This is a genomic window from Arthrobacter sp. NPDC058127, from assembly GCF_042884555.1.
In the GTDB taxonomy this organism is placed as follows: Bacteria; Actinomycetota; Actinomycetes; order Actinomycetales; family Micrococcaceae; genus Arthrobacter.
Window position 1 is genome coordinate 93,781 of record NZ_JBHVTT010000002.1, and the last position, 26,209, is coordinate 119,989.

Sequence of the window (26,209 nt, forward strand, 5' to 3'; positions counted from 1 at the left end):
CTACTATCGAGAACGTTACTTGAGCCCCGCCCCGGGCAGTAGTTCGACGGCGCCGAGCGAGTCCGCGACGAAGGCATAGTCCCAAGCGCGCTCGCGCCACTGCACGTATCGTCCGGAAGCTCCGCCGTGTCCGCCCTCCATCTCGATCTTCATCACGATCGGCGCCGTGCCGGTGGTCTCGGAACGTAGCACCTGGACCCACTTGGCTGGCTCCACGTAGAACACGCGGGTGTCGTTGAAGGAGGTCACTGCGGCGATCCGCGGGTACGAAACGGCGCGGATGTTCTCGTACGGAGTGTAGGACTTCATGTACTCGTACACCTCGGGATCCGTGATGGGGTTGCCCCATTCTTCCCACTCGAGGGCGGAGAGCGGCAACTCCGGGTCCAGGATAGTGTTGAGCGCGTCCACGAACGGCACGGCTGCCACGATCGCCGCGTACTTTTCCGGCGCAAGGTTGGCCACGGCGCCCATCAGCAGGCCGCCCGCGGAGCCACCCATGGCCGCGATCCGCTCCGGCGCCACCCAGCCGGACTGTGAAAGCCAGTCCGTTGCTGCGATGAAGTCCGTGAAGGTGTTTTTCTTGTTGAGCTTCTTTCCGTCGTCGTACCAGCGCCGGCCGAGCTCGCCGCCGCCGCGGATGTGCGCGATCACCATGACGATTCCGCGGTCCAAGAGGGACAAACGCGCAACGCCGAAGCCGGGATCCATGCTGACCTCATAGGAGCCATAACCATAGACCAGGCCCGCAGCGGTTGAGTCTTGCTTAAGGGAGGCATGCCGCAGCACGGACAGTGGAACGCGTGTGCCGTCCGCCGCCGTCGCCCATTCCCGGGTGGCCACGTAGTCGGACGCGGTGTACCCGCCCAGCACCGGGCTTTCCTTCCGCAGCAGCAGTTCGCCGTTCGGCAGCGCATCGGTCGGGAGCACGAAGTCGTACACCCGCGACGGCGTGAAGAAGGACGTGTATCCGATGCGGATCACCGGGGCTTCGTAGTCCGAACCCGCCACCCCGGCGGTGTACAGCTCCTCGTCGAAGGCAGGCTCAACAGCGGCGCCCTGGGCGGCGGTTCCCAGTCCGGCGAGGGGCAGCACCTGCACCCGTTCGATCGTGTCCTGCCGTACCGCCACCACCAGATGCGTCGAGGTGACGCCGGCACCGTTGACGCGAACGGCGTCGGAATGCTCGACGACGGTGCGCCAGTGCTGCTCGGCCAGCGGCCTGGCAAACTCGGCCGGGTCCGCGATGGACACCATCGAGTTGATGGCGTCCTTGTTATGGGTCAGGAGGATGGTCTCGGCTTTTTGTCCATCGGCGCCATCGAGGAGGAACGGCTCGGCCTCGTAGAGGATGCGTTCGTCGCGGGAGATCACAGTGGACAGGCCGGCGTCGTAGTCGTCAAAGCGCAGCAGGCGCGTCTCGCTGAACTCCGAGCAGCCGATGCTCAGCACGAGGTAACGCCGATCAGAGGAGAGCTCGAATCCGAGCCACATGGCGACGTCGTCCTCTTGATAGATGACCTCATCCTCGCTGACGGGCGTGCCCAAGACGTGCGACTTGACCTGATACGGGCGCCAGGAATCGTCCACCACGGTGTAGAAGATCCGGGTGCCGTCGGGCGAGAAGGCCACGCCGTAGAAGATGTTCTCGATGACGTCGGGCAGCAGCTCACCCGTGCGCAGGTCCTTGATGCGGAGCGTGAAGCGTTCCTCGCCGGAATTGTCCACGGCATAGGCATAGAGATTGCCGTCCAGCGTTACGGCCGTGCCGCCAACGGAGAAGAACGGCTTGCCTTCCGCTTCGGCGTTGCCGTCCAGCAGGACTTCTTCACCTTGGAGTTCGACGCCGGGTTCCACCGCCGGCGGCGTCCAGTCGGCCACGGGATCGCCGGAGTTCGCGGCCCGGACGCGGCAGTGGATGCCGTACTCCTTGCCCTCAACGGAGCGGGTGTAGTACCACCAGCCGTCCTTGCGGCTGGGGACCGAGAGGTCGGTCTCCTGGGTACGTCCCTTGATTTCCTGGAAGATGGCCTCGCGCAGCGGTTCCTGGTGCGCGGTGACGGCTTCCTGATAGGCATTTTCAGCCTTCAAATGCTCAACGACCTCGGAGGACTCCTTGTCCCGCAGCCATTCGTAGTTGTCCACGAAGACATCGCCGTGGTGCTCGCGGGTGGTGGGCACCTTCTTGGCGACTGGGGGTGTTGGGCCTTCGGCGTGGGACGGCTGGGCGGAACCGGAAGTCTGGGTCATGCTCTCAATATATAGAGGCTGTACAACATCGGCGCCCGCGTTCGCTGCGGGGGTAGCGATGCGGGCTTAGGGACGGGCTTAGGTGGGTTCTTAGGTGCAGGTGAATTGTCCGGTCTTGGGTGTGCCGGTCCAGGTGTTGCTGGTGCCGGGGACGGGGTATTGGTTTTGGACGGTCCAGTTCCAGGTTCCGAGGTGGGGGACGATTTTCGCGGTGTAGGTTCCGCCGCCGCTTTGGTTGCTGGTGCCGGTGAAGACGACGATCCCGAGGACGGTGGTGACGGTGAACTGGCCCGTAAAGCGGGGATCGGTCAGGGCCCAGTCGGTGACGGTGATGGTGAGGCTCGATCCCTGGCAGGACGCGCTGACGGTGGCGGTGGATGCCAGGGTGGCGGTGGAGACGGGCAGCGCGGCGCCGGCGGTGGTGTTGAACGCGGCTTGGGCGATGCCGGGGGCGAAGACCAGGACCGCGGCGGCTGCCAGGACCGCGGCGAGGCGCCCGGGCGCGGGCGTCTTCGCGGTGTCGGCGGTGCTCCGGCTTCTTCGCAAGGTCGGCGGCTTTCTGTCAGGCCCGGTGGTCGGTTCCATTCTCACCGTTTTCAGGCGGTAAGGGCAGGGCACCGGGTCCGGTTCTTGGAGGATTTCAGGCGGCGCGCCGGGCGGTGTGACCGTCCAGGGCTTTTTCCAGCTGGGCCTGGTGCTCGCGGACGGCGTCCCCGGCCCGGGCCGCGGCGGTGTGGTCGGTCGTGGCCAGGGCGTGTTCGAGGCGGAGGCAGTGTTGTTCCATCCGGAGCGCCCCGACCATCGAGGAGCTGGTTTTCAGGCTGAGCACCGCGTCCATGGCGAGCTCGGTGTCGCCGGTGCTCAGGGCGTGGCTGATCCGCTCCACCCGGGCCGGCAGCAGCCTGGCGTAGGCGGCGGCGAACTTCCGGGCCGCTTCCTTGCTCTTCATCTCCCGGGCCAGGCGCCTGAGGGGGCGGCGGTCAAAGGCCGGCAACGGCCGCCCGGCCGCAGCGGTACCGGCGGCGGTAGCGGCGGTGTCCGCAGCGGCGGTACCGGCGTCGGGGTTTTTGCGCCAGATGGAGGCGAGGAGCAGGAGGACCAGGGCGGCCGGGGCGCCGTACATCAGGACCTTCAAGACCACGGGATCGCGCAGGGCGCGGATCGCGTTGCCCAGGTACGGGACGGTGAACACCTGCCGGTCCACCTGCCCGCCGGCCAGGGTCGCGGTCCAGGGGTCGGGGCCGTTGTTCGCGTCGCCCTTGGTCCGGACCGTGGCGGTGCCCTGGTTGTTGATTGTGAGGTCGATGATCCGGTGGGTTTCCACGCGCTGGTCCTCCACGGGGATGTGGTAGGTGATGATGTCCCCGACCTTCAGGTTTTGGACTGCGACGGGGACGGTGACCACGACGTCCCCGGGGTTGATCAGCGGCGACATCGACCCGGTAAGCATCGTGGACGTCTGATAACCCAGCACGCGCGGCCCGACGGCCAGGAACAGGAACGCCGCGACCGCGGCCACCATCACCACGGTCGTGATCACACTGACCAGGGCCCGGGCAACCCCCGACCCCGCACCCCGGCCCTCGCCGGCGGCTCCGGTGCCGGGTGCCGCCGTCGTGCCGGGTGCCGCCGCCGAACCAGGCCGATCGGTGCCGGGTGCCGTCGTCGTGGTCGGGGGGACCCGCCGGTGGCGGACCGGTGCTGCGGTCATGGCTGGGCTCTCCGTTTCTGGGGGGGAGGCCCTCCGCCGTCGTTTTCAAGGGGGGCGCGACGGCGGAGGGCTGGCTCGGGGTTGGGGCTGCCGGGCGACCGGCTCGGGGTTACCGGCTCGGGGTTGCCGGGGGCGTTACTGGTTGGTGGCGGTGCGCTGGGTGCCGGTGAAGGTGAAGCCGATGGTGCTGCTCTGGTTCTGCAGGGTGTTGTCCGCGGTGGAGGGCAGGGTCAGGGTGACGCGCAGGTTGTCGGTGTGTCCGGCGGTGACCGAGGTCAGGTTGGCCAGGGCCACGTTCGCGCCGATCACGGGACGGGAGGCCAGGACCGTGGTGGTGGTGCCGGTGCAGGTGTAGGTGTAGGCGGGGGCGGTGCCGGCCTCGGTCCAGGGCACGGAGCAGTCATCGACGGTGACCTGCAGGCCCATGGTGGTGTTGGTGTCCAGCAGGGAGGACGGGGCGGCCGCGGTGGTCAGGGTGATCGCGGAGAGGTTCTGGTTCCCGGCGGCGTTGGCCAGGGTCGCCACGCGCTGCACGGTGTCGCCCGGGACCAGGCCGGACGCGGCGACGTTGAGCCGGTTCGCTGCGGTGCCTGTGGTGCCCAGGGCGATGTTCACGATGCCCGAGGCCACGGTGTTGCTGGCCGAGGTGCTGGAGGTGAAGGCACCGTAGGTTCCCAGTCCCGCCACGCCGGCAGCTGTGCCGACCAGGGCCAGGGAAGCAATGACTTTACCGGTGGTGGTTTTCAGGTTGAGACCCATGATGAAATTTCCGTTTCTTGAAGCCCGTGAGACCGGGACCTTTGCTGTCCGATGACCACTACTTTCCGGCAGGTTTTTCAGGAAGCCGCAAGGATTCCCCAAGCTTCGGTTCAAGATTGCTTAAAGATTCCATCAAGTAGTCTTCGAGTGGTGACAAGCAAAATCCCCCAAGACACCAAGTAGCGGAAACGAGTAGCCCGCACCGGCTCAGTAACCGTGTGCAGCCACATACTCCGGCAGGGTGTCATCCCGCAGCGCCGCGGCCACCTCCCCGATTCCCGCGTAGTCGGGCACCACGATCGATTGCCCGTCCGGGGAAGTGCCAGTGCCCGCTGTGGGCAGGGTGAAGAAGACGGAGGCTCCGGGATCCACCGTACGGAGTGCGTAGGCCAGGATAGCCACGGCTGCGGGGTCGTATCCCTGGTCCACCGTGAGGTAGTTGGTTGCGAATTTGACCAAGCCGAGTACCGCGGCGGGAGTCTGGATTCCACCCCTTAGCTTGCTCAGGAGGGCACGGAGGAAAGTTTGCTGGTTGCGCACGCGCTGGTAGTCTCCGTCCACGAACGAGTAGCGCTCACGAACGAACTCCAAAGCCGCTTCCCCGTCCAGGTGATTGACGCCGGTAACAAAGGTGTGGTGGGTGTCAAAGCTCGCCGTGAAGGGAAGCGTGACATTGACGTCGATCCCGCCGAGGGCATCCGTGAGGACCTTGAAGCCCTGGAAGTCCAGCATGACGGTGTGGTCTATGTGCGTGCCCAATAGTGTTTCGACGGTCCGCACCACGAGGGGGATGCCTCCCACCTCAAGGCTGGCGTTGATTTTGGATGCGCCATAGCCCGGGATGTCCACCCAGTTGTCGCGCATGATCGAAATGCCGTAGACCTTGTGCCGGTCCGCTGGAACGTGGATCAGCATGAGGCAATCCGAGCGTTGGTCCGATGACTGGCCTGTTGTGACGGTCTGGTTGTTTTGGTCCCTGGCGTTCGCACGGCTGTCGCTGCCAATCACCAGGATGTTCATGGGAGTGGCGGGAAGCTCAGGGATTGTAGGCGGGGCGGGTGCGGCAGCGGTTGGTGCGGGGGACTTGGTGGGGGACTTGGTGGGGGACGGAGTTCGGGTAGCGGTTGCGCCCGCGGAGGCGCTTGAGGGCGAAGGTACCGACGACGTTCTGCCGGATCCGGCGATGACAGCGGCCAGGACCACCACAAGCGCGAGCAGGACTGCGAGCCCTGCCGAGAGCCATAGTCGCCGTCGTCTGTCCATGTCCGGAAAGTACCACTCAGGTGGGTTAAATACGCATCCGGGAAAGCCTCAGTTTGGCCACAAAAATAGCCCGTGTGTAGTCCCAGTGTCTCGACAAAATAACGTTCCAGGAGCACGATGAGAGATAAATCTCTCGCCTTCACATGGGCCGGCTTCGCCGTGTCCTTCCGGTTCCGTAATGGGGGGCTCTTGGCCCACGGAACTGGACGTTATCCCTGCGAGCAAGGGAGGATCCTGCATGGCCCCACGCCGTGGCGCCGCACCGTATGCGGGGGACGGGGCAGCAGCTGCGAGCTGAAGTTCATAGGGAAGTTCAAGGAAACCGAGTCACCGTCAAACGACGCCATGGTCTCCGGCGCCTCAAAATTTCCAGGCTAATAACAGCCGGTCAGCAAAGATTTTCCTAAGGAATGAGTCTTATGACTGCTCATCCAAAACCCCGTCTATTGGCGCGCCTTCGAGCGCTCATGATTTTGCTCCTTGCCCTGATGCTTCCCGTCGCACTCAGTGGCACAGCGGTCGCAGACAGTGGCAAATCCGCAAAGACGTGGACTGTCCAGGTCGGATCCGAATCGTCGGACCAGGCCATCCAGGGAATGTCCTTCTTGCCGAAGAACATTTACATCAATGCCGGTGACAAGGTCACCTGGGAGGCCAACTCGGCCGAAATCCATACGGTCACGTTCCTGGCCACGGGGCAAACCATCGAGTCCACGCAACCCTTTGATCCTTTCAGCCCCCTCTACATATCCGCGCAGGGCGGCGCGTCCTACGACGGGCACTCCTATTACAACTCCGGCGTGATGTCGAACGTTTCGAACAGTGGGTTCGCCGAAGTTGGTTCCTACACCTTGAAGTTCCCGGATACGGGCGATTTCACGTACTACTGCCTGGTGCATGGCGCGGCCATGAAGGGCACAGTCCACGTGCGGGCCAAGGGCACGGATTACCCCTACAGCCAGGAGCAGTACAACAACCGGGTGGAGCGTGCTGAACGGGCCATCCTCCGTGACGGCTACCAGCTATGGAGCGGCGCCCGCGACCAAGCGGACAACCACACCGTGATCGCCGGAGCCGACGACGGCGTGGCCAGCGTCATGCGGTTCATCGAGCCAAAGGTGGTCATCCACGTTGGCGAGAAAGTGAGCTTCGTGAACAACGGCATGGGCGAGCCGCACACGGTCACCTTCGGTGACGAGCCTGCCAACCCGTTCCCGCCGCTGGGCGATCCGACGAATTACACGGGCGGACAGCTCAATTCGGGCATTTTGCCGCCGGGTGTGACATTCACGGTGACATTCAACAAGGCAGGGGTCTACGACTACATCTGCGCACTCCACGATTACTTTGGAATGGTCGGCAAGGTGGTGGTGAAGGACTAAGCTGCTGGTTTGAACGCATACCGGGGCTTGTTTCCCGTTCCGGTGGTAGTTTCTTGCATATCCGGGGCTTGTTTCCCGTTCCGGGGCTACAAACGCCCCGCTGGGAAACAAGCCCCGGGGTGCGGGTGAGGGCGGGACGACGGTGCGTGCCGCCGTCGTACGCGCTGTATTCTGTACGCTTAGCTGAATTAATAAGCACGCTTAGGAAATGAGTTTTTGAGCCATGTTGGACAGCCCTCATACGTACTCGAGTGCACTGGGCGCCCCCGGCTTTCTGGCGGGAACCTTCCTCTTTGACCCTGTCTCGGGGAAAGCGGAATGGTCCGACGGGCTCTTCAATCTCCACGGCTACCAGCGCGGGGAAGTAGTGCCAACGCTCGATCTGCTGATGTCGCACAAGCACCCGGATGACAGGCCGCGGGCCATGGAGATCCTGGCTCAGGTGTTCCGCGACGGCGGACACTTCTGCATCTACCACCGGATCATTGACGCGCAGGGACATGTCCGCCGAGTGCTGACGGCGGGGATCGCGAAGTTGGGCCCGTCTGGGGCCGCCGCGGTAGAGGGGACCACGATCGACCTGACGTCCACGCTGCGGCGCGAAACCGAGCAGGCGGCGCGTGACGCCGTCGCGGGCGCCAATGCTACGCGGGGCGTTATCAACCAGGCGCGCGGGATCCTGATGGGGCGGTTGCTCGTCAGCTCCGAGGCCGCCTTCAAACTGCTCGTGAGCTGCAGCAGCATGACGAACGTCAAGGTCGCGGTCCTCGCCTCCCACCTTGTTCGCGTGGCCGACACCGATCGGGGGCCGGAAGCAATGGACGAGTTCATTCGCGTTCTCCAGGCTTGTGACCAAGCGGCCGTAAAACGCGCGCTGGACCCGCAGTAAGAAGCCAGCCGGCGCAGCCATCGCCTCCCGCCCGACGGCGTGGCAGTATGTTGTGAGTCAGGCTCGATGAGGGCGTCTCCGCGACAAGGAGCGACGGTCATGACCTACATCTACAACTTCGCCGATGTGCAAGCGGCCGACGTCGCCGTGGCCGGCGGCAAGGGAGTCGGGCTCGGCAACCTTGTTCGCGCCGGGCTGCCGGTCCCTCCGGGGTTCGTTCTGACCACCGCAGCGTATGAGGCCTTCGTGGATGCCAATGGGATCCAGTCGCGCATCCAGGAACTGGCGGCGCTGCCGGCGGAGGCTGTGCCGCAGGATTACGAAGACGCCTCGGCCGCAATCCGTGACCTTTTCACCGGCGGCACCATGCCCGCGGCCATCGCGTACGAGCTCGCCGCCGCTTATGAACAGCTTCGCTTCGGCGGTGACGGCCGGGACGCCGTCGACGGCGACCGGCCCGCCGACCGCGACGACGGCGACCGCGACGACGGCGCGCCCGTTGCGGTGCGCTCGTCCGCCACGGCGGAAGACCTTGCCTCAGCCAGCTTCGCCGGGCAACAGGAAACCTACCTCAATGTCCGCGGGGCGGAAGCGCTGGATGTGGCAGTCATCGATTGCTGGTCTTCCTTGTGGACGGCGCGTGCCATGGCCTACCGGGAACGAGAGGGGATCGCACCGGGCGATGTACGCCTCGCGGTGGTTGTCCAACGGATGGTCGAGGCCGAGGCTGCCGGGGTCATGTTCACCGCCAATCCGGCCAACGGTCGCCGCGACCAGATCGCGATCAGTGCCGCGTGGGGGCTGGGGGAGTCCGTGGTCAGTGGAACTGTCACTACGGATGACCTTGTTGTCGAAGCGGGAACGGGCCGCGTGCTCTCGCGCCGGACCGCCGAAAAGGAAGTCATGACCGTCTACGCGGACCACGCTGCCGACGTCGTGCCGGACAGCGGCGCCCCTGACCGCGGCGCCGACGTCGTGCCGGACCGCCGCGCCGCGGACCAAGGAGGCACTACGGAGCAGCCGGTCCCTGCGGCGCTTCGCAACCGGGCCGTGCTCGACGACGAAGCTGCCGCCGCGCTGGCCCGCTATGGAACACGGATTTCGGACTACTTCGGAACTCCGCAGGACATCGAGTGGGCACGAGCCGATGGCAATTTCTTCATGCTGCAATCCCGGCCCATCACGGCACTGCCTGAACCTGTAGCTGACACCCCGGACACCTGGCCTTTGCCCTATCCGAGGGGTCTCTATTTCCGGGCGAGCATCGTGGAACAACTGCCGGATCCCTTGTCGCCGCTGTTCGCCGACCTCATCGACGGCTCGGTGACCCGCTCGCTCAAGTCCCTGATGAACGAAGCAGTCGGCAGCGAAGTCGTCAGGGACGGCGACGTCGGACTGCCCACCATCAACGGTTACGCCTATTACTACTACCGCAGCGCGGCAATGTGGCGAGTGATGGCCAAGGCGCCGGGGGCCATGCTCGCCCTGGCTCGAGGCAAGGCGCACATGGGCGTGACGGGTTGGGAGGAATTCTCGCATCCGCGCTACAAGCAGGTGCTCAAGGACTGGTCGGCAAAGTCCATGGGGGAGCTTTCGGGAGAGGAACTGCTTGAGGGTGTCCGGACGTTGCTGGACGCGGGAACCGTGTACTACACGGCCGTGGAGTCAGTCATTCCGATCGCCGCCACGAGCGAAATCTCCTTCCGGGCCTATTACGACAAACTCATCCGGCGCGCGGGAGATCCCCCTGCCGAGACATTCCTCCTCGGTTACGACAGTGAACCAATCCGGGCGGAGAAGTCGTTATACGACCTCGCGTCTTGGGCCCGGGAGATCGAGGGGCTCGCCTCGGCAATCCTCAAGCAACCGACGGCTGCACTGGCCGAGTCGCAGAGGGGATGGCTCCCTCCTGCCAGCATGGACCCGGCACTTTGGCAGCAGTGGCGTCCCCGCTTCCAGGCCCATCTCGATCGGTTCGGCCATGCGGTCTACAACCTGGACTTCGCCAGCCCGGTGCCGGCGGACGATCCTTCGGCGTTGCTGGACACGGTGAAGTTCTACCTGCGGGGACAAGGCAACGACCCGTATGAGCGCCAGCGGCTCTCGGCCGCCCGGCGAGAGGACCAAACCGAGCGAATACTCGCCCGGCTCGGACGGACCCGGCTCGGGCGGAGTCGCCGGGCGCCGTTCATCCGCCTGCTCCGGTGGGCGCAGAAGTCCGCACCGGTCCGCGAAGACGCCCTGGCCGACGTCGGGCTCGCTTGGCCGCTGATCCGGCGGATGCTGCTCGAACTCGGACAACGGCTGGTCTACTCCGGCGTTATCGCCCGCCCCGCCGACGTGTTCTGGCTGCGCCAGCAGGAACTGCAAAGCGCCGTAGAGTTCGGCCTCGCCGCGCCGCAACCGCCGGGCGCGGCGGAACCGCTCGCAGCGGTGGCTGTGGCAATCACTGGGGCGGCGCGCCCCGTCCGTGCCGACGTCGTCGAGGAGCGCAAGATGCTTTGGCGGGGCCAGGCCAAGGCGGCTGCCCCGCAACTCCTGCCGGAGACCCGTTGGATGAAGCGCACTTTCGAATCAATGATGCCGGCACGCTCCCAGGAGCAGCAGGGCGACGTCATCAAAGGGGTCGGCGCCAGTGCGGGCCGGGTCAGTGCCCCCGCGCGCGTCCTCGGAGGCCCCCAGGATTTCGGCCAGATGGCACCCGGGGAGGTCCTGGTTGCGCGCATCACCACTCCCGCGTGGACCTCGCTGTTCGCGATGGCCTCCGCGGTGGTCACCGACGTCGGCGGCCCGTTGAGCCACAGCTCCATCGTGGCCCGGGAGTACGGCATCCCCGCCGTGCTCGGCACCGGAGTCGCAACCCAGCGGCTCACAAGCGGCCAACAAATAACCGTCGATGGCGACGCCGGCACCGTGACCGTCGAGCACCCAGCCGGCTAGCTTTGCGCCCCTCCCGCCCGGACGCTCGCTCACTTTTGGGGCGTTTCCGGCGGACGCTCGCTCACTTGATCTGAGCGAGGGTCGTGGAACTTGGGCATATATCTGAGCGAGGGTCCGGGGATTTGGTCGTATATGTGAGCGAGCGTCCTGGTGGGGCCCGACGGCGGCAGTCCTGTTGTGCGGTTGTCTCGCCTCTGCTGTGTTCCCCTCCAGGACGCTCGCTCACTTTTGAGGTCTTTTCGGCGGACGCTCGCTCATTTGATCTGAGCGAGCGTCCGGGGATTTGGCCGTATGTCTGAGCGAGGGTCCGGGGATTTGGCCGTATGTCTGAGCGAGGGTCCGGGGATTTGGCCGTATGTCTGAGCGAGGGTCCGGGTGGGGCCCGACGGCGGCAGGCCGGTTGCGCGGTTGTCTCACCTTTGGTGTGTTCCCCTCCAGGACGCTCGCTCACTTTTGGGGCGTTTCCGGCGGACGCTCGCTCATTTGATCTGAGCGAGGGTCCGGGGATTTGGGCATATATGTGAGCGAGCGTCGGGCTCGGCAGGAAGCCCAGGATTGCAGGGTTTCCCTAGGTTTAACCCAAGAAATGCGCAGGATCGCGAGTCTTCCCACAGGATGTCCCAAGGTCTGCGCCATGGGGTATCGGGCGTTGCTATGTTGCTAGAGAGCTGGTGCTGGACCAGCCCACATTCCCCAACTCGCTCAGGAGTTTCACATGTTTGCTTTCTTCTCCAATGCCGCATCCCGGATCCGTCGTGACGAAAAGGGCGCCACCGCCGTCGAATACGGCATCATGGTTGCCCTTATCGCCGTTGTCATCATCGCCGCCGTCACGTTGCTGGGTGGGACGGTCCAAGACACGTTCACCAAGGTCCAGTGCTCAGTGGCCGGCAAGACCTTCTCCGCTGGATCAGGCGCCGGTAAGGCCACCTGCAGCTAGGACGTTCGCTTCTCCCGCCCGTTCGTACCAGACAACAAGGAGCTTCAATGCTTTCCGCTTTCCAAAAGTCTGTTTCTCACGCGCGGCGTGACGAAACCGGCGCGACCGCCGTCGAATACGGCATCATGGTCGCTCTCATCGCAGTGGTCATCATCGCCGCTGTCACGTTGCTGGGCAGCACGGTCAGGGAGACGTTCTCCCAGGTCCAGTGTTCAGTCAGCGGCAAGGCCTGGGCGGCCGCCACCACTTCAGGCGGTACCGGCACCTGCACCTAGAAGTTGCATTGCACAGTGCCCGGGAGGCAATTCGGGGCACACCAAGCAATTCCCGAGTGGCGGCGGCATTCAGGCGGCCGCCACTCTGCTTGATTCGAACAATCCGTTCTCTGGGAGGGCAACATCATGCCGAGGGCTTCAGAGCGCGGTGCCGTGGCAGTCGAGTTCGCCATCCTCGCACCGCTCCTGATCATGTTGCTGCTGGGCATCATGGAATACGGCAGGGCTTACAACGTTCAAGTGTCGCTCTCAAACGCAGCCCGGGAAGGAGTCCGTGTCATGGCAATCTCTAATGACCAAACGGCCGCCAAGACAGCTGCGAAGAACGCCGCCGTGTCGTTGAACCCGGGGCTGGCAGATACGAACTTCACCTTCAGTGCGGCCAGTTGCACGTCCGGAGCCCAGATGTCCGTGACCATCAAGTACACACTCAGCACCCTCACGGGAATCGCGGGGCCCTTCCCGATGCAAGGAGTAGGAGTCATGGTATGCGGCGGCTGATGGTCCGCGACGACGGCGACGACGGCGAGCGCGGTGCGGTCGCCGTCCTCGTCGCGCTCTTGCTGGTGGTGCTCCTCGGGTTTGCCGCCCTCGCCGTGGATGCGGGAATGCTGTACTCGGAAAAGGCGCAAGTACAGAACGGAGCCGACGCCGCCGCCCTCGCCGTGGCGCAGAAATGCGCCGCGAATACGAGCGATCCGAATTGCTCCACCACGTCCCCGGTCGCCAGCGACATGGCCAATAAGAACGCAAACGACGGCCTGGGCAACATCAAGTCGATCAACCTGGACCTGACCAACCGGAAAGTCACCGTGACCGCGGGTGCCCAGCAGGCGGGTGGCCCGCCGAATACCGTCTCGCTCTTGTTCGCGCGCGTCCTGGGCTTCAGCACGAGCAATGTTGTGACCACGTCCAATGTTCAGTGGGGGAGCGCCGTCGCGGGCAGAACCGCCTTTCCCCTCGCGTATTCCATTTGCCAGGTCCAGGGATACATCGGGGGAGCGCTCCAGCTTCTTCAGGATCACGGCACCGGTGCCAACCCCAGCTGCAATTACGGCCCTTCAGGCGCGGCGGTTGCCGGCGGATACGGCTGGTTAGTCCAAGACACCGGTGTGTGCGGCGGCACGATAAACCTCGCGGTCAGCGAAGGCGGCAGCGCCCCCGGAAACAGTTCGCCGGGTAACTGCGCCACCACCCTTCAAAAGTGGGCCGACACCATCAACGCTGGCCGCGACGTCATCGTCCTGCTTCCGGTCTTCGACGCCGTCACCGGCACGGGAGCCGGCGCAATCTACCATCTGGTGTCCTTCGCCGCATTCAAAGTGACCGGGTGGACATTCAGCGGCAACAACAATCTTCCAGACAGTTTCCACAACACAAATTCCTATGTCCCTGCGGCAGTTTCCTGCAACGGAAACTGCCGCGGAATCATCGGAAGTTTCGTCAAGTACGTCTCGCTGGCGGATGGCTACACGCTGGGCCCGGTAGACGCTTTTGGGGCCACCATTGTGCGCCTCACCAACTAGTTTTCATCCATTTTTTGAGTACAGGAGTCCGAAGTGAAGTCACGCTTGTTGGCCGGATCGGCAGCGGCACTGCTGGCCGTCGTCGGGGTGATTCTCGTATTCTCCTACGCGCAAGGAGCGGATCAGCGGGCAGTCCAGAACATGTCCCCGGTGGACGTCCTAGTAGTGAAGACGGCGATTCCCGCCGGCACATCCGTGGACGCCATGAAGGATTCAATCGTGACCCAGCAATTGCCGGAATCGGCCGTCCCTGCGTCGGCGCTGCACTCCCTGGGGGACTCGGCAGGCAAGGTCGCCGCCGTCGACCTCGTCCCTGGCGAGACCTTGGTGGCCGAACGTTTGGTGGCCCCGGATGCACTCAAGACCCCGGGGGATGTCAAGGTGCCCGCAGGGCTTCAAGAGGTCTCGTTTCAACTGGAACCCCAGCGGGTGGTCGGAGGACGACTCGTTCCCGGCGACCATGTTGGCATTTTCATCTCCATGTCCAGCGGCGGAAGTGACTCGAAGTCGGACAAAGGGACCACCCAATTGACCATCCCCAAGGTTCTTCTGACCGCGGTCCAGCGCGCCCCCCAAGCGACCGCAAGCCAGCAGCCGACGCCGACTCCCGGCTCTGGTGGCGCGGTCAACTCGGGCGATACAAGCCTTCCCACCGGTTCCCTCTTGCTGACCGTTGCGGTAAGTGACGTGGACGCAGCCAAGATTGTCTTCGCCGCCGAGTACGCCAAGATCTGGTTGAGCAAAGAGCCGTTGGATGCCAAAGACAGCGGCCCCACCGTCATCCAGCAGAGCGGGGTATACAGGTGAGCCGTTTTGTCCTGATAACCCCCAACACCGACTTTGACCAGCGGTTGCGCCAAGCTGTCGCGGGCGGCCTGCCCGGAAGCGTGCAGACCTTCTTCACGAGCGTTTTGCCGGCCGACCCGGCCGAGCTCTTTGGCGCCCTGAATCAGGAACAACTCGAAGTGCTGATTCTGGGACCTGGCGTGCCCGTGGAGGACGCTCTTCGCCTGGCCACGGTTTTCGATGTGCAATTGCCGGAACTGAGCGTGATCCTTGTCAGCGAACTGGATCCCGCATTCGTCCTCCAAGCCATGCGGTCCGGCATCCGTGACATCATGAGCCCGGATGCGGACCTGGCCCAGATACGGATCATGCTTGAGCGCGCCTGTCAGTCTTTCGCCAGCCGACGGCGCACAGGGGAATCCAAGCAGGCGGGCTCCCCGCGAGGTTTGGTGATCGGCGTCTTTTCGCCCAAAGGCGGCGTGGGCAAGACCACCATCGCCACAAACATCGCCGTGGGGCTCGGCAAGATTGCGCCGATGAGCGTTGTGATCGTGGATCTGGACTTGCAATTCGGTGACGTCGCCTCGGGGCTCTACCTTAATCCGGAGCACACTGTCACGGACGCAGTCACTCCTTCGGCCAGCCAGGATTCCCTTGTGCTCAAGGCCTTTCTCACGGTCCACCCGGCAAGTATCTATGCCTTGTGCGCGCCGAAGGACCCCGTCGAAGCAGACGAGATCTCGCCGGAACAGGTGAGCCGGCTCCTCGAACAGCTGGCTCAAGAGTTCCAATACGTGGTGGTGGACACGGCACCCGGACTACCCGAAATCGGGCTTGCTGCCCTCGAGCAATGCTCGGATGCTGTCTGGGTGACGGGCATGGATGTTCCAAGCGTCCGTGGCCTTCGCTCCGGCCTGGACATACTCCGCAGGCTGAACCTGCTGCCCGAAACCCGGCACGTGGTGCTCAACATGGCTGATTCCAAGTCCGGGCTGTCGGTCCAGGACGTCGAATCTACAGTCGGTGCTCCGGTTGACGTGAGTATCCCGCGATCGAAAGCCGTGGCGTTCTCAACCAACCGCGGCATCCCCGTGCTCCAGGATGCGGTGAAGGATCCGGCCGTCAAGGGACTCAAGCAACTTGTCGAGCGCTTCAATCCAACGTGGCGTGCCACGGCGCAGCGCAAACTGCACAGAAGGGTAGTGGTCTAGATGAAGCTGTCTGAACGCCTGCATGCTGCCGAGGACATAGCCGAAGCATCCCTCGGCCCAGGGGACCCGAGCACGCTTTTTACGCCTAAGCCGACGTTCGCTGAGTCCACGCAGCAAGTCCGCCCACTTCCCACGGGGAAGCCCGGCGGCGTCGCAAAACCCCACACCTCAGTGAAGCTATCCGACCTCCCGGACTCGCCGAAACCTCGAGCCCAGCAACCGGTGGACGCCTTCGCTGCCCTCAAGCGTCGCGCGGCTACCGCATTGTTCGAGCGGCTCGGGGCGCGGTTCAACGACTCGAGCGTGAGCGAACATGAGCTGCGGTCAACGGCCCGGGAAGAGCTCACCCGGATCATCGATGCCGAGCAGGTCCCACTGTCCGCGGACGAGCGCAGCAGGCTCGTGGCGGACGTGGCAGACGACGTCCTTGGCTATGGGCCGCTCCAACGTTTGCTGGACGATCCGGAAGTCACCGAAATCATGGTCAACAGGATGGACCAGATCTACGTCGAACGAAAAGGCAAGCTCACCCTGACGGATTCCGGATTCAGCTCCGAGGACCATCTCCGGAGGGTCATTGAACGCATCGTTTCGAAGGTGGGCCGCAGGATCGACGAGTCATCGCCCCTCGTTGACGCGCGACTTGAAGACGGTTCGCGCGTGAACGCCGTGATCCCTCCGCTTGCGGTGGGCGGTTCGTCGCTGACCATACGAAAGTTCAGCAAAATACCGTTGACCATCAGGAACCTGATCGATTTCGGCACGCTCACGCCTGAGATGGCCGAACTCCTCAATGCATGCGTCAAGGCAAAGCTGAACATCATTGTTTCCGGGGGTACTGGAACCGGCAAGACCACGCTGTTGAATGTCCTTTCTTCCTTCATTCCGGAAGACAACCGCATCGTCACCATTGAGGACGCCGTAGAACTGCAGATCCAACAGCAACACGTGGTCAGGCTTGAGAGCCGGCCACCGAACACCGAGGGCAAGGGTGAAGTGACCATCAGGGAGTTGCTCAGGAACTCCCTGCGTATGCGTCCGGACAGGATCGTCGTCGGCGAGGTCCGAGGCGGAGAGTCCCTCGACATGCTGCAGGCGATGAACACTGGTCACGACGGTTCCCTCTCCACGGTGCACTCAAATTCCCCTCGCGACGCAGTGGCGCGCCTCGAAACCCTGGTGCTCATGGCAGGCATGGACCTGCCATTGCGGGCAATCCGCGAGCAGATAGCGTCCGCCGTGAATCTCATCATCCAAATCTCCCGGTTGCGTGATGGAACGCGCCGCATCACGCATGTGACTGAGGTTCAAGGCATGGAAGGCGACATTGTCACCCTCCAAGACGCTTTTGTTTTCGACTACTCGGCCGGTGTTGACAACCATGGCATGTTCCTTGGAAGGCCCGTCCCAACGGGTATCCGTCCACGGTTCATCGATCGCTTCGATGACTTGGGCATTCGCGTTTCTCCTGGCGTATTTGCCGCTCCCTTGGCACCAGCAGCAAGGACGTGAACGAAACATGATCCTCTTGATCGGAACTGCTTTGATGCTTTCAGCCATCCTGCTCTTCGGGGTGGCCGTGATCTTGCCGAAAACCCCGGAAGTTCCACTCGATCGGAGACGGCCCTACCAAGTAGCCTCAGGCTCCCAGCTGACGCGCTTTGCTGGTTCTACTGCCGAGGTAGTTCATGGGGTCCTGGCCAGGCGCAACGTCCGGCTTTTCAACCGTGAAGAACTGGAGAACGCCGGACTGCGAATGGGCCAGGCGGATTTCTTCATCCTCGTGATTGCCGGTGCATTCGTGGGCGCCTTGATCGGGCTCGTCGTCGGCGGTCCGTTTTTGGCCTTCCTGTTCTTTATCCTGGCACCCTTCGTGGCACGACTCCTCCTTGGCTCCATGGCCGGCAAAAGGCGTGCAAAATTCGATGCTCAGCTCGGCGACACCCTCCAACTACTGTCCGGTGGCCTGCGGGCCGGGCACAGCATACTGCGCGCCATTGACGCGGCGGCCGCCGAGTCGGCGAGCCCCACGGCCGAGGAGATGCGTCGGATCATTACAGAGACAAGCCTCGGCCGTGATCTTGAGGCATCGCTGAACGATACTGCGGAGCGAATGCGGAGCGAAGACTTTGTGTGGATAGCGCAAGCCATCCAAATCAACCGTGAGGTGGGCGGCAACCTTGCAGAGGTCCTGGACCAGGTGAATGAGACCATACGCGAACGCAGCGAGATCAAGGGACATATCAAATCCTTGGCCGCGGAAGGAAAGTTCTCGGGATACATCCTGATGGCGCTTCCTTTCGGCATCGTGACCATGCTCTTGGTTGTCAATCCTGGCTACATGAATGTGATGTTCAGCCAGCCGCTTGGTTGGGGAATGATTGGGTTGTCAGTCATTCTCATGACCATCGGCGGTCTCTGGATGCGCAAGATCATCGACTTGAAGTTTTGAGGTGACTCGTGAATCCTTCTCTCCTCCTTTCCTTGCTGCTGGTGCCCCTGCCTATTGCCTACCTCGCTTGGTCAGTCCTGTCGGTTGACCGCAAAGCCCAACGCGTCGTGCGCGAGCTTCTGGCGCGGGGGGAAAACATTGCCGAGGCCGGCCCACAGAGTCGGAGCGGTGCACTCGAACTCATTGGCTACCGAGTGACCCCAGGAAGCTACGTCCAGAAGCTGGATCGGCTCCTCTCGTTGGCCGGCCGGCCGCCGTCGCTCCCTTTGGGACGGGTCCTCGCAGCCAAACCCCTACTCGGATTGTGCGGTGCGCTCTTTGGTTGGCTCATCAGCGCCAACAGCTCAAGCGGAATCCTAAAGCTTGTGGGGATATTTGTTGTATTGCTTGGATACTTTATCCCGGACCTAATGCTGTACAGCAAAGGACAAGAGCGCCAAAAAGCCATGCAATTGGAACTCGCAAATACTATGGACCAAATGCTTATATCGGTCGAGGCGGGCCTCGGTTTTGAAGGAGCAATGGCTCGCGCGGGCGAAAATGGCAAAGGACCCTTGGCTGAGGAGTTGGTGCGGACGTTGCAGGACATGCAGGTTGGACGGAGCCGCCGCGAGTCCTATCTGGCACTCGCCGAACGTACCAACGTGCCGGAGCTCCGAAGCTTCGTGCAGGCCGTGATCCAAGCGGATACTTACGGCATTGCCATCAGCCGGGTCTTGAGGGTCCAAGCGAAGGTGATGCGGGTGAAGCGTCGCCAACGGGCCGAGGAGAAGGCCATGAAGCTTCCCGTGATGGTCCTCTTCCCGCTTCTGCTCTTTATCTTCCCAGTGCTGTTCATCGCCATCCTGGGGCCGGCTGTGATCAACGCTATAGCCACCTTCAGCGGAGGCTGAGCGCGATATCACATTCTCCGAATTGGGTGCACCGCATGAAAAGGGGTTAAATCAAGAAAGGCCTAAGATTTCCTTAAGATGGGCAAAAGTTCGGTTTTTCCGGAATTCAGAAAGTAGCATTGGGCTATGTTCAGTTCAGGTTCTAGCGAGGTCAACGAGGGTTCGGATCCGAGCCATCCGGGCTCGGATGACGATTCCGTTGGGCTGCCCATCGTCCCGCTTGCCGAACATCCCATACTGGACCTCGCGGAATTCCAACTCCTGGAAGACCAAGTAGACAATCCGCTGATCGCACGAACGTTTGCCGGCGACTTCGCAAAACTCTGGGCGAAGCGATACGAAATCCTGGCGTCCGCCGTCGAGCGTGGTGACGTGGCCGCGGCCCTGAACGCGGTCCTCAGCCTCAGGACCTCCTCCATCATGGTTGGCGGCGTCCGCCTTGCGGTACTTGCAGCGCAACTGGAGGAACGCATTCGAAAAAGTGAATTGCGTGAGGCCCGGCCCCTCCTCAAGGAAGTTGCGGAATGCGGGCACCTAACGGTCCAGGAACTAAAGGACAGCTACGTACTCAGGAACGATTAACGTGCCCGCCTAGTCCGGTCTTTTCGGTGTGAGTCGATACCCGACTCCTCGAACAGTCTCTAGAAAGCGCGGCGATTGTGGATCTTCACGGAGCTTTCGGCGGAGGTTCCCAATGTGGGTCTCAACAGCCCGTTCGTCGGCGTCGCTGATGTACGCATCGTCGTCGTAGTAGTCACCGCGCGCCGCCCGCACGAGGTCCGCGCGCGTCCGCACTTCGCCTTTGGCCCGAAGCAAGTCGTAGAGCAGATCGAACTCGCTCCGCGTCAAGGTCAGGACTGAACCTTGAAGCGTCACCATGCGTGATTTGTAGTTCAGGGCCAAGCCATTGTGCCGGACCACCGCTTGCTCGGCGCCGTCTGAACGGGCCCCGCCTGAACCCCCGGCCGAACCGGTGACGGCCAAACCGGCCCCGGCCAAACCGCCGTCGGGCCCGTAAGTACCGCCGTCGGGCCCGTCTGAACGGGCGGGACCCCCGTAAGCACCTTCCGTGCGTGGCCGCCTCATCATGGCTGTGACCCGGGCCCTCAATTCACGCGGCAAGAACGGTTTCTTGACGTAGTCGTCGGCGCCGGTCAGGAAAGCCGTCAAGGTGTCCGGCTCGTCGCGCCTGGCCGTCAGCATCAACACATATGCGTCGCTGAATTGCCGAATTCGCCGCAGGACCTCGTGGCCGTCCATATCCGGAAGCCCGACGTCGAGAGTTACTACGGAGGCGTGGTGATCCCGCACGACTTCGACGCCTTCGCGTCCCGTGGCGGCAGAATGCACCACGAATCCAGCTTCTTTGAGGATGGCGTCAACCAAATTCCGCACATCTTCGTCATCCTCAATGACAACAGCTACCCCAGGCTCGCTCATTGGACATCCTCGTGGGCACAGACCGCCGCACAGCCCAGCGCAATGCGGGAAGTTTCACCCAAATACTCACGATACAAGCATTGAAGGCATCTGGCATCTAATATGTGGATTAAGTGCCGCTCGGAACTTATAAGTCGCGCGGGACCGTCGTATTGTTGTTCCTTGGGGGGAATAGTGGACTCCGGGCGCTTCCTTCTGGAAACGCGTGGAGTAGTAATTGGTTCGCGAATCTCCAACGAAGGGTCTCGACTTGAGTGAGCAGCCATTTTTCCGTGCAGCCGCCCGTTTGTTCAGAAAACTCACACCTCGAGCCCGGTTGGCTGTCTGTGAATTACCACTGACGCTCATCATCGCGGGCCTGGCGATCGCGGCACCTACCGTTTGGCCGGGCCTGGTCCAAAATTGGTTGTTCGTCACTGGAGTCCTCCTCCATGGCATCCTGTTCGTGAGCTGCCTGCTGGTTCCTTGGGAGCGATTGGCGCCGAGCGCAGGCCTTGCCATTCCTATTTTGGATTTTGTTGCCCTCTGGTTCACGCGAAACGGCGCTTTCACCGCGATACCAGGCCTAATCACCTTGGCTATCTTTCCCGTGATCTGGTTGTCTGCCTCGGGCATGCTTTCCAAGGCAAGCCTGATCCTCAGCTTTGTGGGTCCTTTCTTCATCGCGTTGCCGCCCGTGGTTTCGCACTTGCCCCGTCCCACCGCGTCGGACATTTCGTCGGTGCTGCTTTTGCCTCTCATGATGTTCGCAATGGCAGTTTCCATTCGTTTGGCTGGCTCCAATGCCCGGCTGCAGCAGCGGCGGGTAAAACAGCGGGATCAGGTCCTGCGGCAATTGTTGGCCGCCAGCCGGGAGCGGGAGACGCTGCTCAAGACAATCCTTGACACGATCGACGTCGGAATTGTCGCCGTCGATTCGAAGGGCGAAACTCTCCTGATCAACAACCAACAAAAGGCATTCCTACGGATGGCTGAAGGCTCGCCGGGGCCCGGGGAACAAGACCGGCTGGTTTTCGGCCAGGACCGGCGGACGCCGCTTCCCCCGGAAAAAGGCCCTATTCGAAGGGCAGTTCAAGGGGAAACATTTTCCGACTATCTCCTTTGGTTCGGCGCGGGTACCGAACAACGGGCCATCTCCACCGCTGCGCGGGGCATGAAAAGCGACGTCGATGACGGGTTCGGCGGAGCGGTCATCGTCTTCAGGGACGTGACGGATGTTGTCGATGCCCTTGCGGCCAAGGATGAATTGGTTGCCAACGTTTCGCACGAATTCGGTTCGCCGCTGACATCGATCTTGGGCAACATCGATCTTGTGCTCCGCGGCGCCCAAGAACTCCAACCAGCAACGAGGATCGGATTGGAAGTCGCGGAACGCAACGCCGAGCGGCTCCGTGTCCTGGTCGAAGACCTCCTTTTGTCAGCCGTCGCCGTCGAGAGCGTGAATCCACGGCGCACTGATTTGGCTGGGCTGGTGGAAAACAGCTTGGTTTCTGCACGGGCGCAGGCCGACGCCGCTCATGTGGGCCTTGTCGCCGACGTCCCCGCACCCCTGTGGGCGAATGCGGATCCTTTGAGGCTGGGACAGGCCCTGGACAATCTGGTTTCCAATGCCATCAAGTATTCGCCCGACGGCGGACTGGTGACGATAAAGGCGGAGCGGAGCGACGGCTGGGTCCAGCTCGAAGTGAAGGACACGGGTATGGGCATGACCATGGACGAGTCGACCAGGATTTTCACCCGGTTCTTCCGGACAAACGCTGCCCGTCAGGCCGCGATTCCTGGCGTCGGCCTCGGGCTGTCCATCACCAAGTCCATCGTGGAACGCCACGGAGGCAGCATCTCCTGCAGCAGCGAGCCCGGCAGTGGAAGCACCTTCACTGTGGCGTTGCCGGCTGGTCCGCTCCGGGAGCATTCGCGGACGGACACACCGGCACTGTATTAGGCCCGGCACTGTATTGAGGCGGCACCTCGAGTCGGACGCTCGCTCACATATATAGCCAAATCCCAGGACGCTCGCTCAGATATCTGTGAGCGAGCGCCCGGTGAAGGCTGGCCGCTTACGCCGACGCCGACGCCGGGGCGAAGGCAGGTCGCGGTGCCAGTTGCTTCCGCGCCCAGCGGGCCAGCTTCTTGCCTTTGCCCTTCCACCAGTTGTCCTCGTCCTTGTCGTGGTGCCAGCGGAAGATGATCATCACCATCACGAAAACGCCCATGGCCACATCCGCCCAAGACAATTGGATTGCCTTAGCCAGCACGCTGATGCCCATTACGAGAATCGACGGCACCGCCAGGGTCCTGAAGATGGTGCTGGCGACATAGCGCCGATGCGATCGTGGCACGGACATGGCACGGACCATGTCGAAACACATGCATACCACCACCATTGCCTGGCCCAAGTCCATCAGGATCAGCGCGGGCAACGACCCCGCGAACATGGCAGCGGATTCCATCCCGGCGCTCAACGGACTGCCTCCGTCGCAGCGGAACGCGAAAATGACACAACAAGACTGCAGGAAACACACATACGGATAACCCCCAGAGAGACCAGGAACTGCGTTTGAGACCAACTGAGTTCCATTGAATCGGCTGGCTCTAGGGCCGGTCACGAGTAGTGGGTACTCTACTTTACGCGGCCGGCTACCTGCTCGGCGGTCCGCTACCCGGTCCGCTACCCGGTCCGGGAACCGGCCTCGCCGGTCCTCTAATCCCCGACGGCGGCAATCCCGTTGGGCTGTCGTCCCGCCTTTGCGTTGTGCTCACCCCGGACGCTCGCTCACCTTTGAGGCGCTTCCGGCGGACGCTAGCTCAGATCATGTGAGCGAGCGTGCGGCCGTATGGCCATGTATGTGAGCGAGCGTCCCTGTGGAGGTGCCGGGAACAGTGTCGTTTGTGCCCGACGGCGGCAGTCCCGTTGGGCTGTGGTCACGCCTTTGCGTTGTGCTCACCCCGGACGCTCGCTCACCTTTGGGGTGCTTCCGGCGGACGCTCGCTCAGATCATGTGAGCGAGCGTGCGGCCGTATGGCCATATATGTGAGCGAGCGTCGGGCCGTGCGGCCGTATATGTGAGCGAGCGTGCGGCCGCCTGGCCATATATGTGAGCGAGCGTCGCCGCCCGACGGCTGCCCGAGACCCAACCAACCCGAACGCTTGACGCATCTCGCGCCTTCCGCATATTCTGAACGAACGGTCGGTAAATATTTAGGAGCAACCATGGCATCGCAGAATCTGCAGTCTGTGCCCGCTGAGCTGTCCCCCGAAGAGCTTGAGCGGGAGCAGGCCGGTCAGGCGTACTTTGACCGCATCATTTCCGAGGACTCGCGCATCGAACCCCGTGACTGGATGCCGGAGGCCTACCGCAAGACCCTGCTCCGCCAGATCTCGCAGCACGCGCACTCGGAGATCATCGGCATGCAGCCGGAAGCCAACTGGATCACCAGGGCTCCGAGCCTCAAGCGCAAGGCCATCCTCATGGCCAAGGTGCAGGACGAGGCAGGCCACGGCTTGTACCTCTACTCAGCCGCGGAAACCCTCGGCCAGAGCAGGGACAAGATGACCAGCGACTTGATCGCCGGTAAGGCCCGCTATTCGTCCATCTTCAACTACCCCGCGATTTCCTGGGCGGACATGGGAGCGATCGGCTGGCTGGTGGACGGTGCCGCGATCTGCAACCAGGTTCCCCTGTGCCGCGCTTCCTACGGCCCCTACGGACGTGCAATGGTGCGCATCTGTAAGGAAGAGTCGTTCCACCAGCGCCAGGGTTTCGAGATCCTCCTTGAACTGTCCAATGGCACGCCCGCCCAGAAGGCGATGGCCCAGGACGCCGTCAACCGCTGGTACGCGCCGGCGCTGATGATGTTCGGCCCGCCCGACGACGATTCACCCAACTCCAAGCAGTCCATGGCCTGGAACATCAAGCGGTTCAGCAACGATGAGCTCCGCAGCCGCTTCGTCGGCATGATGGTGGAGCAGGTCAAGGTCCTGGGCCTCACGCTCCCGGACAAGGACATCCGTTTCAACGAAGAAACCAAGAAATGGGAGCACGGCCCCCTGGACTGGAACGAGTTCAAAGACGTTCTCGCCGGGAAGGGTCCCTGCAACGCGCAGCGGCTTGAGCGCCGCCGTGAAGCGCACGACGACGGCGCCTGGGTCCGCGAAGCGGCCGCCGAGTACGCCCGCAAGCAAGCAGAGAAGGAATACGCAGCATGACCACCCCAGCCACGCCAAAGGCGAACCAAGCCAACGAACCCCACGAGACCCCCTGGAGCCTCTGGGAAGTCTTCGTCCGCTCCAGCCGCGGCCTCTCCCACGTCCACGCCGGATCCTTGCACGCTCCTGACGCGGCGATGGCGCTGCGCAACGCCCGTGACCTGTACACCCGCCGCAACGAAGGGGTGTCCATCTGGGTGGTCCCGGCCGATGCTATTTCCTCAAGCGACCCGGATTCCAAGGGTTCCTTCTTCGAATCCCCGCAGGGCAAGGACTACCGCCACGCGACGTACTACACCAAGAGCGAAGGCGTGAAGCACCTGTGACCACGCCCGCAAACGAACAAAAGACAAACAACCCAGACTTCGCCATCGAGGGCCACGGCGATATCTCCGTCGGCGTCAAAGGTGCGGGTGCTTCCGGCGACGGTTCCGCAAGCGCCACTCGCATCACCCCCGGGAACGCCCTGCGCCCGGAGGACATCGCCCTCGAGGTCCGCAAGGGACAAGTCAAGCCCACAAACGACGTCGCGGAATACGCCCTGCGCATCGGCGACGACGGCCTGATCCTCGCCCAGCGCCTGGGCCACTGGATCTCCCGCGCCCCTGAGCTTGAAGAAGACGTCGCCCTGGGCAACATCGCGCTCGACCAGCTCGGCCACGCCCGTTCCTTCCTCACCTACGCGGGTGCGGCATGGGACAAGTCCGAGGACGACCTGGCGTACTTCCGCCGGGAGCACGAGTTCCGTTCCGCCCACCTGTTCGAGCAGCCGAACGGGGACTTCGCCGTCACCATCGCGAGGCAGTTCATCGTGAGCTACTACCAATTCGAGCTCTACAAACGGCTAACTGGCTCGAGCGACAAAACCATCGCGGCCATCGCGGCGAAGGCACTCAAAGAGGTCGACTACCACCGCGACCACAGCGCACAATGGGTCCTCAGGCTTGCGGGTGGTACGGAAGAGTCCCGCCGTCGTATCGTCCAGGCTTTCAAGCTCGTCTGGCCGTACGTGGAGGAACTCTTCGAAGACGACGAGCTCACGGCCCGCCTCGCTGAAAGCGGAGCAGGCGTGCAGCCCTCCAGCCTCCGCGCGGACTTTGACCAGCTCACGGGCGAAATCCTGAGCGAAGCCGGCCTCGACGCCGCTTCGGGAGGGGAGCTCAATCTCGAACGCATCCCGCAATCCTTGGGTGGCGGCCGTCAAGGCAAGCATTCCGAGCATTTGGGTTACCTGCTCGCCGAGATGCAGGTGCTTGCCCGCGAACATCCCGGTGCAAGCTGGTGA

General features: G+C 63.0%; 24 protein-coding genes. 17 read left to right on the top strand and 7 right to left on the bottom strand.

The features are described 5' to 3' along the window. Positions 1 to 15: 15 nt before the first annotated feature. The 5 genes from ACFVTG_RS03790 to ACFVTG_RS03810 all read right to left on the bottom strand — a co-directional run bounded on the left by ACFVTG_RS03790 (position 16) and on the right by ACFVTG_RS03810 (position 5,983). Positions 16 to 2,250, bottom strand: a complete 2,235-nt coding sequence (locus ACFVTG_RS03790) for a S9 family peptidase (RefSeq protein WP_390278100.1) — start codon at positions 2,248 to 2,250, stop codon at positions 16 to 18. A gap of 90 nt (positions 2,251 to 2,340) precedes the next feature. Next, a complete protein-coding gene (locus tag ACFVTG_RS03795) occupies positions 2,341 to 2,796 on the bottom strand; it encodes a hypothetical protein (RefSeq protein WP_390278103.1) in 456 nt (151 codons plus the stop codon). A 94-nt stretch (positions 2,797 to 2,890) separates the two neighbouring features. Continuing rightward, on the bottom strand, positions 2,891 to 3,961 hold the full coding sequence (locus tag ACFVTG_RS03800) for a signal peptidase I (RefSeq protein WP_390278106.1): 1,071 nt from the start codon (positions 3,959 to 3,961) through the stop codon (positions 2,891 to 2,893). Between the two features lie 135 nt (positions 3,962 to 4,096). Continuing rightward, positions 4,097 to 4,720 (bottom strand): TasA family protein, encoded by a 624-nt coding sequence (locus ACFVTG_RS03805; RefSeq protein ID WP_284756115.1) that lies wholly within the window; start codon positions 4,718 to 4,720, stop codon positions 4,097 to 4,099. Positions 4,721 to 4,927: 207 nt separating this feature from the next. Continuing rightward, positions 4,928 to 5,983, bottom strand: a complete 1,056-nt coding sequence (locus ACFVTG_RS03810; protein WP_390278109.1) for an LCP family protein — start codon at positions 5,981 to 5,983, stop codon at positions 4,928 to 4,930. A 419-nt stretch (positions 5,984 to 6,402) separates the two neighbouring features. Here ACFVTG_RS03810 and ACFVTG_RS03815 point away from each other — a divergent pair, with 419 nt between their 5' ends. From ACFVTG_RS03815 to ACFVTG_RS03875, 13 genes are all read left to right on the top strand, one after another. Next, positions 6,403 to 7,365, top strand: coding sequence for a plastocyanin/azurin family copper-binding protein (locus ACFVTG_RS03815; protein WP_390278112.1), 963 nt, complete (start codon positions 6,403 to 6,405; stop codon positions 7,363 to 7,365). 223 nt (positions 7,366 to 7,588) lie between these two features. Next, positions 7,589 to 8,254, top strand: coding sequence for a PAS and ANTAR domain-containing protein (locus ACFVTG_RS03820; RefSeq protein ID WP_390278115.1), 666 nt, complete (start codon positions 7,589 to 7,591; stop codon positions 8,252 to 8,254). 99 nt (positions 8,255 to 8,353) lie between these two features. Next, the gene (locus ACFVTG_RS03825; protein ID WP_390278118.1) at positions 8,354 to 11,194 is read left to right on the top strand and encodes a PEP/pyruvate-binding domain-containing protein; all 2,841 of its coding nucleotides are present in this window, start codon (positions 8,354 to 8,356) and stop codon (positions 11,192 to 11,194) included. Positions 11,195 to 11,909: 715 nt separating this feature from the next. Then, positions 11,910 to 12,134, top strand: a complete 225-nt coding sequence (locus ACFVTG_RS03830; protein WP_284754514.1) for a Flp family type IVb pilin — start codon at positions 11,910 to 11,912, stop codon at positions 12,132 to 12,134. A gap of 47 nt (positions 12,135 to 12,181) precedes the next feature. Further along, positions 12,182 to 12,409 (top strand): Flp family type IVb pilin, encoded by a 228-nt coding sequence (locus tag ACFVTG_RS03835; RefSeq protein WP_390278120.1) that lies wholly within the window; start codon positions 12,182 to 12,184, stop codon positions 12,407 to 12,409. A gap of 126 nt (positions 12,410 to 12,535) precedes the next feature. Continuing rightward, the gene (locus ACFVTG_RS03840; RefSeq protein ID WP_390278122.1) at positions 12,536 to 12,910 is read left to right on the top strand and encodes a TadE/TadG family type IV pilus assembly protein; all 375 of its coding nucleotides are present in this window, start codon (positions 12,536 to 12,538) and stop codon (positions 12,908 to 12,910) included. Then, positions 12,898 to 13,935, top strand: a complete 1,038-nt coding sequence (locus ACFVTG_RS03845) for a pilus assembly protein TadG-related protein (protein ID WP_390278125.1) — start codon at positions 12,898 to 12,900, stop codon at positions 13,933 to 13,935. The genes ACFVTG_RS03840 and ACFVTG_RS03845 overlap by 13 nt, the downstream gene beginning before the upstream one ends. Before the next feature lie 33 nt (positions 13,936 to 13,968). Further along, complete coding sequence (locus ACFVTG_RS03850; protein ID WP_390278128.1) at positions 13,969 to 14,742, top strand: Flp pilus assembly protein CpaB; 774 nt, start codon at positions 13,969 to 13,971, stop codon at positions 14,740 to 14,742. Continuing rightward, positions 14,739 to 15,932 carry a CpaE family protein gene (locus ACFVTG_RS03855; RefSeq protein ID WP_390278131.1) on the top strand — a complete coding sequence of 398 codons (1,194 nt, stop codon included), beginning with the start codon at positions 14,739 to 14,741 and terminating at the stop codon, positions 15,930 to 15,932. Before ACFVTG_RS03850 ends, ACFVTG_RS03855 begins: the two co-directional genes overlap by 4 nt. After that, entirely contained in the window at positions 15,933 to 17,444 is a 1,512-nt protein-coding gene (locus ACFVTG_RS03860; protein WP_390278134.1) for a CpaF family protein, read from the top strand. Positions 17,445 to 17,451: 7 nt separating this feature from the next. Beyond that, positions 17,452 to 18,384 (top strand): type II secretion system F family protein, encoded by a 933-nt coding sequence (locus tag ACFVTG_RS03865; RefSeq protein WP_390278137.1) that lies wholly within the window; start codon positions 17,452 to 17,454, stop codon positions 18,382 to 18,384. Positions 18,385 to 18,392: 8 nt separating this feature from the next. Beyond that, complete coding sequence (locus ACFVTG_RS03870; protein ID WP_284754527.1) at positions 18,393 to 19,277, top strand: type II secretion system F family protein; 885 nt, start codon at positions 18,393 to 18,395, stop codon at positions 19,275 to 19,277. A 126-nt stretch (positions 19,278 to 19,403) separates the two neighbouring features. Beyond that, positions 19,404 to 19,859 carry an Hpt domain-containing protein gene (locus tag ACFVTG_RS03875; RefSeq protein WP_284754529.1) on the top strand — a complete coding sequence of 152 codons (456 nt, stop codon included), beginning with the start codon at positions 19,404 to 19,406 and terminating at the stop codon, positions 19,857 to 19,859. 9 nt (positions 19,860 to 19,868) lie between these two features. Here the strand turns inward: ACFVTG_RS03875 and ACFVTG_RS03880 are convergent, their stop codons facing one another. After that, positions 19,869 to 20,717, bottom strand: a complete 849-nt coding sequence (locus ACFVTG_RS03880) for a response regulator transcription factor (RefSeq protein WP_390278141.1) — start codon at positions 20,715 to 20,717, stop codon at positions 19,869 to 19,871. 250 nt (positions 20,718 to 20,967) lie between these two features. Between ACFVTG_RS03880 and ACFVTG_RS03885 the strand changes: the two genes are divergently transcribed. Next, complete coding sequence (locus ACFVTG_RS03885) at positions 20,968 to 22,659, top strand: HAMP domain-containing sensor histidine kinase (protein ID WP_284754531.1); 1,692 nt, start codon at positions 20,968 to 20,970, stop codon at positions 22,657 to 22,659. 115 nt (positions 22,660 to 22,774) lie between these two features. On the opposite strand, the gene ACFVTG_RS03890 is transcribed toward ACFVTG_RS03885, so the two are convergent. After that, on the bottom strand, positions 22,775 to 23,167 hold the full coding sequence (locus ACFVTG_RS03890) for a hypothetical protein (RefSeq protein WP_284754533.1): 393 nt from the start codon (positions 23,165 to 23,167) through the stop codon (positions 22,775 to 22,777). Between the two features lie 761 nt (positions 23,168 to 23,928). Here ACFVTG_RS03890 and paaA point away from each other — a divergent pair. Genes paaA through paaC form a run of 3 tightly spaced genes read left to right on the top strand, consistent with a single transcriptional unit; the run spans position 23,929 to position 26,209 of the window. Continuing rightward, positions 23,929 to 24,924, top strand: coding sequence for a 1,2-phenylacetyl-CoA epoxidase subunit PaaA (paaA, locus tag ACFVTG_RS03895; RefSeq protein WP_284755490.1), 996 nt, complete (start codon positions 23,929 to 23,931; stop codon positions 24,922 to 24,924). Beyond that, a complete protein-coding gene (paaB, locus tag ACFVTG_RS03900) occupies positions 24,921 to 25,250 on the top strand; it encodes a 1,2-phenylacetyl-CoA epoxidase subunit PaaB (RefSeq protein ID WP_284755492.1) in 330 nt (109 codons plus the stop codon). The genes paaA and paaB overlap by 4 nt, the downstream gene beginning before the upstream one ends. After that, positions 25,247 to 26,209 (top strand): 1,2-phenylacetyl-CoA epoxidase subunit PaaC, encoded by a 963-nt coding sequence (gene paaC / locus ACFVTG_RS03905; RefSeq protein ID WP_284755493.1) that lies wholly within the window; start codon positions 25,247 to 25,249, stop codon positions 26,207 to 26,209. The genes paaB and paaC overlap by 4 nt, the downstream gene beginning before the upstream one ends.